Source organism: Bacillota bacterium (assembly GCA_013178415.1).
Classification (GTDB): Bacteria; Bacillota; SHA-98; order Ch115; family Ch115; genus Ch115.
In genome coordinates, this window is record JABLXA010000046.1 from 1 (window position 1) to 5,056 (window position 5,056).

Genomic DNA, 5,056 nt, shown 5'->3' on the forward strand with positions numbered 1-5,056 from the left:
GTGGAGGCGGATAGCTGACGTGCTGCCCGAGCTGTGCGACAAGGAGATTTACTGGGTTAAGCAGAGCGGGCTGTCTGTCATCGACATCCGCGGGATCGCGATGCGGTGTAAAGAGGAGCACGGGCTGGGGCTGATCGTTATTGACCAGCTCGATAAGATCTTCGAGCGCAGGCATGAGGGTGAAAGCGACACGACCCGCATAGGCCGGGTGACCAGCGCGCTCAAGAATATCGCCCGAGACCTCGAGGTCCCGCTGCTATGTTTGGTGCAGCTCCTGGACAAGGCGATCGCAAGGCGCGGCAGCCCCCGGCCCCAGCCCGGTGACGTTCGGGACAGCAGCTATCCTGACCAGGACTGCGACATGATGCTGTATCTGTGGCGGCCGGAGTTCTACTACCCCGACAAGCCGGAGTGGAAGAATCTCGCGGAGATCATCGTTGCGAGGGCCCGGAGCGTGGGCACAGGGAGTATATGGGTCCGGTGGGAGCCCGAGTACACGGCGTACCAGCGGCTACTGCGGGACGACTGGCCGGGACAGGGGGGAGAAGCCGATGATGGACCTAAAAGGCCATCCAAAACGAAAGGAAATCGAGCTCATCAATGGGCTGATAGAAACGGCGATTAGCGAGACGGATTGGGACGACGAACTGTCCAAGAGGCGAACGCGCAGAACGGTTAAGAGGCTTGCGAGGCTGCGTGAGCACCTTTGGTACCAGGGGCTAAAGGAGGCTGCGGGCGATGCCTGAAAAGAGGGGCAATAAACTGCCGTGCGGACATGACGAGAGTAGGGCCCGACTAGTCCGTTACCGGTGTTCTCTAGCGCAATTCGGTTGCACGGACATTCATGTAGCGCGGGTATGCGGGGAGTGTTTTAAGGCTGGTAGGACGTCCCGAAGGATTTTGGGCATGAAGTGAGGTTGAGGGCCACATGAGCCGCAATATCTCTTTAGCAGGAAAATCTACAGACTCGCAGGCCAGGTTATGGGATATACTCCGGCAATGCAAGAGCCGCAAGAAAGCTGTGACTTCAAGGCAGTTGTCGCGGCTTACAGGAATAAACGAGCGTGAAGTGCGGTCGTTGATAGCCGACCTCCGCCGCGATGGATATCCGATAGCCAGCGCGGTTAACGCACCGTATGGGTATTTTATACCGGTTGACCGGGCTGAAGCCCGGGAATGTCAGGGCCATCTGTACAGCCGGATACAGGAGATCGGTATTACGGCTAGGGCCCTGGACCGGGCATTTGGGGAACACCTGCCCGGTCGGCAGATGATCCTTGATCTATTCGAGAGGGAGGAGAGTAAGGATGAAGGACTTAAAGGCGCTTCTTAAGAAGTGCCGGGCAGCGTCGGACCGGCCCTGGAGATTTGAGGACGGAAAGATCGTGGCTAACAATGGCAACGTGGTCTTAGAGGCGATGTTCGACTCCATGACCGACTTGGGGCCCATACTGGATATCAGCAATCAAGACCTGGATTTCATTCTCGATGCCAGCGCGAGGTACGAGGAGGCCTTGAAGCGGACGCTTGCGGCAGAAGCGCGGGGGAAGGAACTGGAGTATGCATTACTCAGGCTGTTAAATCAGTTCGACTCACGTAGTGAATGGCCGAAAATCACTGTGAATACCGATGGACACTGGGTGGCTGGTGCAGTTGATGACGAGTGTAGAGATGCGATTCGATATGCAGAGAAGGTTCTGGAAGGCGGTGAGCAGGATGGATAAGGTTCAAACCAGTGGCGATGTGTGGCCCGAACAAGAGGCCGTTGACATATGGTGGAAGTCGTATCAGCAAGAGTTAAAGGAACTTGTGACTAGGCCGAGGATTGAAACGCAACGGATGGCCGATCAATTACTACAGCGGGTGAAGGAGTTGGAGGCCGAAAACAAGAAGCTGAGGCAGGCCAGTGATGATATGCGCGAGGAGCTTGTTTCTCTTTACGGACAGATTGGAGTTCTTAAGGCAGCAAGAAATACTCTGCTTGACGAACTGGATTGGGCCAAGCGGAACCGTGACAGCCGAATTCGAGAGCTGGAGGTCCAGCGCTCTGCGGCCATGGATGCTCTGGAAAAGCTTCGAGATCTCCTGCCCGAATTCGGTAGCCTAGACGGAAAGGTGTGGCAAATGATCGACGGAGCTCTTACGGCCTTGGCGAGAGGTGAGCAGGGATGAAGCGATTTACGCTGCCACTTCCGATACCTCCCGAATTCAAGGTGAACCTGGAACCGGGAGCGCAAGCCTACCGGTACGGGCCGTGTCTTGTTATCGTCGGGAAATCGGAGGATGGCTGGCATATGAGCATCAGCCACCCTGACAGGTACCCGACGTGGGATGAGATCAGGGATGCCAGATACCAGTTTATGCCCCACGACATCACAGTGGCCATGCTGTTGCCGCCGCCCGAAGAATACATCAATATCCACGAGAACTGCTTCCACTTGTGGCAGATTGAGGACCCGCGGAAAAGGCTGGTGATAGCACGATGATCCGATACAATCCACCGCACCCGCCGGAATGGCTAATGTATGCCATGGTGTTGTTGGCGTTTGCTATGCTCATAGTTCTCCTCCTTTCTCTTGGTAGCCATCCCACGCCAGAAGTTGGGGGTTCCTCCTTGACCCTCGCCTACGAGGCCGAATATGTGGATGTGTGGCAGGTGTATGGCCTTGAGGCTATACCGGTTGCCAGTAGCCCGCATGTGGTCAGGCCCGGAGAGCAGCTATTCCACGTCGCGATACAGCACCGGCTGCCCGGGCCGGTCCAGATGACGGTGGATATTATCAAGGCGCTCAACAACCTCTGGGACAGGCCACTCTTGCGCCCTGGGCAGAAGCTGCGGGTGCCGGAGACGGACCCCAGGCACTGGCCGCTGGCGGTGCAGAAAATATGGGAGAAAGCAAGGGGGTTATGAGAATTGGGTATCAATTGGTGCTTACTCATTAGCTCTATGCTAATTATTGCGTTAGGAGTTTTTATTTGGGATATTCGGAGAATTAACCGGGAATTGCGACAACTCTATCGTCAGATCATGAGACCCGCGCAACGCGGTAAAGTCATATCATTGCTTGAAGCAAAGGCAAGAAAAGCAAAGAGGGCATAGATTGTGCCTTAGTGCTATCAAAAGGGACGGAAATGAAAACCGCAAATATGCGGGGAAGTTTGCCAGGAGATAAAAGATTGGGGGGACAGATTGATGTTAGGTATAGTCCTTTACGAGTGTGGAGACTGCAACAAAGTCTTTGGTATAGCTCCTAGTGAGGAGGATTCTTTCAGATGCTGCCCATATTGTGAGATGCCGTCAGAGTCTGCAGAGTTCATTGAAATTTTTACTTTAACGCCGGTTAGATGGAGTGAGCCCAGGATTGAGAGGACGGGCTAATATGCCTAAAGTTCAGAAATGGCGTTGGTTCCATGTTCTGCTCATATCGAATTGAGAGGAATTGACCCTTTAATTTTGTGAAGGTAGCTGGAAATTGTATGCTTGACTTTTGGTTACCAGGGTCCCCCCCCAAGGAGCCCGTTATGCCAGGAGCCGTGGCCGGCCGGGGCCAACTTCTAAGTTTTGCCCCTAGGCCGCGGCGCAGGCGATAGAAACAGAATCTATCTCAGAGCTCCGGGCGGGCCTAGGTATATTCTTTCACGATGATCCAAGGTCAAACCCTCTTCTCACTACTCCCCCAGTATGCTTTCCTTGCCTCAAAGGCCTCTCTAAGCTTTCTTTCCCGCTCCGCAAGACGCATGGCCGGGTCTCCGCGATAGTAGTCTATCGGACATAGATAATTTAACGCTGAGTGGGGCCTCCTGTAGTTGTAATAGTAGCTCCACCCCCTAAGCGTATCTAGTGCCTGATAGTAGTCTTCAAGCTCTTCACCTGAGAATCCCTCCTGGCGGTGAGTCCGGTGTAGCCTCTCAAGCCGTCCATTAGATTCTGGATGCGCTACCCGCGTCCTTATATCCTGTAACCCCACACCCCTTACAAAAGACCTCCATTCGGCACTCGAAAACTGGGTTCCATGATCATGGATAAGTCTCGGCTCCGTAACATGACGCTTAGGAAGCTTCTCCAAGGCCTCCTGAACCGTAAGGGTTACCGTCTCTGCAGTCATCGTGAGGTTTAAGCTCCAATTCACAAGATATCTGCTATACCCATCTAGGATGTCCACCAGGTAATACCACCTCGGACGGATGTAAAGATACATCAGGTCGATATACCAGACCTGGTCTGGATGATCAGGCTCGGGTGGACGCTTCAAGGCCTCCTCATTGCGCCTATCCCGCCGCAAGATGAGGTTATTCTCTTCCAAAATCCGGTATACCTGATATGGCCTCAGGTACGCTATATCTTCGTCTATCATCTGCCACGTAAGACGCTTATACCCTATCTCAGGATGTTCCAGAGCATAGTCGCATACGTGTAATACTTCCTCCGGAGTCGGTGGGACCGCCTTACGGTGGGGTAGCTTTATCACGTCATCCAGACAACCCGCAGCTGCTCTAGATCTCCAGCGGTAGTAGCTTGCCACGGATATGCCAAGCTCTCCTAAAACCTCTTCAACCGATTGACCCGTCACCTCATGGGTTTGCTCTACGGTCTTGAGCATCAATTCCTTTTCTCTAGCCTCATATCGACGGTAAGGCTCTAAGGCCAAAGCCCCTTTTTTAAGGCCAGGTTCTCCACACTGAGTTCCGTTATCACAGCCCTCAGCCGCTCTATCTCTGCCTGAAACTTTGCTTCTAGGCTTTTCTTCTTTCGGCCTCGTTTCCCATTTCGGAGAGCTTCCAGACTCCCTTGTCTTGCTTGTTTTTCCCAGGCATAGAATTGTCCTATCGCTATTCCGTAACGTCGGCACACTTCGCTTATCCTTTGGCCTGTTTGCCGGGCCTCCTCGAGGATCTTGAGCTTCTCCTCTGCTGTCCACTGACGTCGGGTGCTGGTGCTCATGGTCTTCTATCACCTCAACCATTATTATGCTCACCTTCCATATCTAACTTGATTTTTCCAGCACCCCTCACTTAATTTCGAGGCCCAAAACTCTCATTTCGTCATGAGCAATAC

Annotated in this window: 8 protein-coding genes; 6 read left to right on the forward strand and 2 right to left on the reverse strand. The window is 53.5% G+C overall.

Annotated features, from left to right (window positions below):
• From HPY52_16850 to HPY52_16875, 6 genes are all read left to right on the forward strand, one after another.
• The coding region (locus tag HPY52_16850) for a hypothetical protein (GenBank protein ID NPV81902.1) at nt 1–625 on the forward strand (625 nt) is incomplete at its 5' end.
• Between the two features lie 303 nt (nt 626–928).
• On the forward strand, nt 929–1,333 hold the full coding sequence (locus HPY52_16855) for an HTH domain-containing protein (GenBank protein NPV81903.1): 405 nt from the start codon (nt 929–931) through the stop codon (nt 1,331–1,333).
• Complete coding sequence (locus tag HPY52_16860) at nt 1,308–1,724, forward strand: hypothetical protein (GenBank protein NPV81904.1); 417 nt, start codon at nt 1,308–1,310, stop codon at nt 1,722–1,724. The genes HPY52_16855 and HPY52_16860 overlap by 26 nt, the downstream gene beginning before the upstream one ends.
• Nucleotides 1,717–2,172, forward strand: a complete 456-nt coding sequence (locus HPY52_16865; GenBank protein NPV81905.1) for a hypothetical protein — start codon at nt 1,717–1,719, stop codon at nt 2,170–2,172. Before HPY52_16860 ends, HPY52_16865 begins: the two co-directional genes overlap by 8 nt.
• Nucleotides 2,169–2,486 carry a hypothetical protein gene (locus tag HPY52_16870; GenBank protein NPV81906.1) on the forward strand — a complete coding sequence of 106 codons (318 nt, stop codon included), beginning with the start codon at nt 2,169–2,171 and terminating at the stop codon, nt 2,484–2,486. Before HPY52_16865 ends, HPY52_16870 begins: the two co-directional genes overlap by 4 nt.
• Nucleotides 2,483–2,911 (forward strand): LysM peptidoglycan-binding domain-containing protein, encoded by a 429-nt coding sequence (locus HPY52_16875; GenBank protein NPV81907.1) that lies wholly within the window; start codon nt 2,483–2,485, stop codon nt 2,909–2,911. The genes HPY52_16870 and HPY52_16875 overlap by 4 nt, the downstream gene beginning before the upstream one ends.
• 742 nt (nt 2,912–3,653) lie before the next feature.
• Here the strand turns inward: HPY52_16875 and HPY52_16880 are convergent.
• Both HPY52_16880 and HPY52_16885 read right to left on the reverse strand, forming a co-directional pair.
• A complete protein-coding gene (locus HPY52_16880; protein ID NPV81908.1) occupies nt 3,654–4,649 on the reverse strand; it encodes a DDE-type integrase/transposase/recombinase in 996 nt (331 codons plus the stop codon).
• Complete coding sequence (locus HPY52_16885) at nt 4,640–4,942, reverse strand: transposase (GenBank protein NPV81909.1); 303 nt, start codon at nt 4,940–4,942, stop codon at nt 4,640–4,642. Before HPY52_16885 ends, HPY52_16880 begins: the two co-directional genes overlap by 10 nt.
• Nucleotides 4,943–5,056 lie beyond the last annotated feature (114 nt).

What these genes read in the sequence shown, in the direction of transcription:
- HPY52_16855 (NPV81903.1), top strand. Translation starts at nt 929, where the DNA reads ATGAGCCGCAATATCTCTTTAGCAGGAAAATCTACAGACTCGCAGGCC.
- HPY52_16860 (NPV81904.1), top strand. Translation starts at nt 1,308, where the DNA reads ATGAAGGACTTAAAGGCGCTTCTTAAGAAGTGCCGGGCAGCGTCGGAC.
- HPY52_16865 (NPV81905.1), top strand. Translation starts at nt 1,717, where the DNA reads ATGGATAAGGTTCAAACCAGTGGCGATGTGTGGCCCGAACAAGAGGCC.
- HPY52_16870 (NPV81906.1), top strand. Translation starts at nt 2,169, where the DNA reads ATGAAGCGATTTACGCTGCCACTTCCGATACCTCCCGAATTCAAGGTG.
- HPY52_16875 (NPV81907.1), top strand. Translation starts at nt 2,483, where the DNA reads ATGATCCGATACAATCCACCGCACCCGCCGGAATGGCTAATGTATGCC.
- HPY52_16885 (NPV81909.1), bottom strand. Translation starts at nt 4,942, where the DNA reads ATGAGCACCAGCACCCGACGTCAGTGGACAGCAGAGGAGAAGCTCAAG.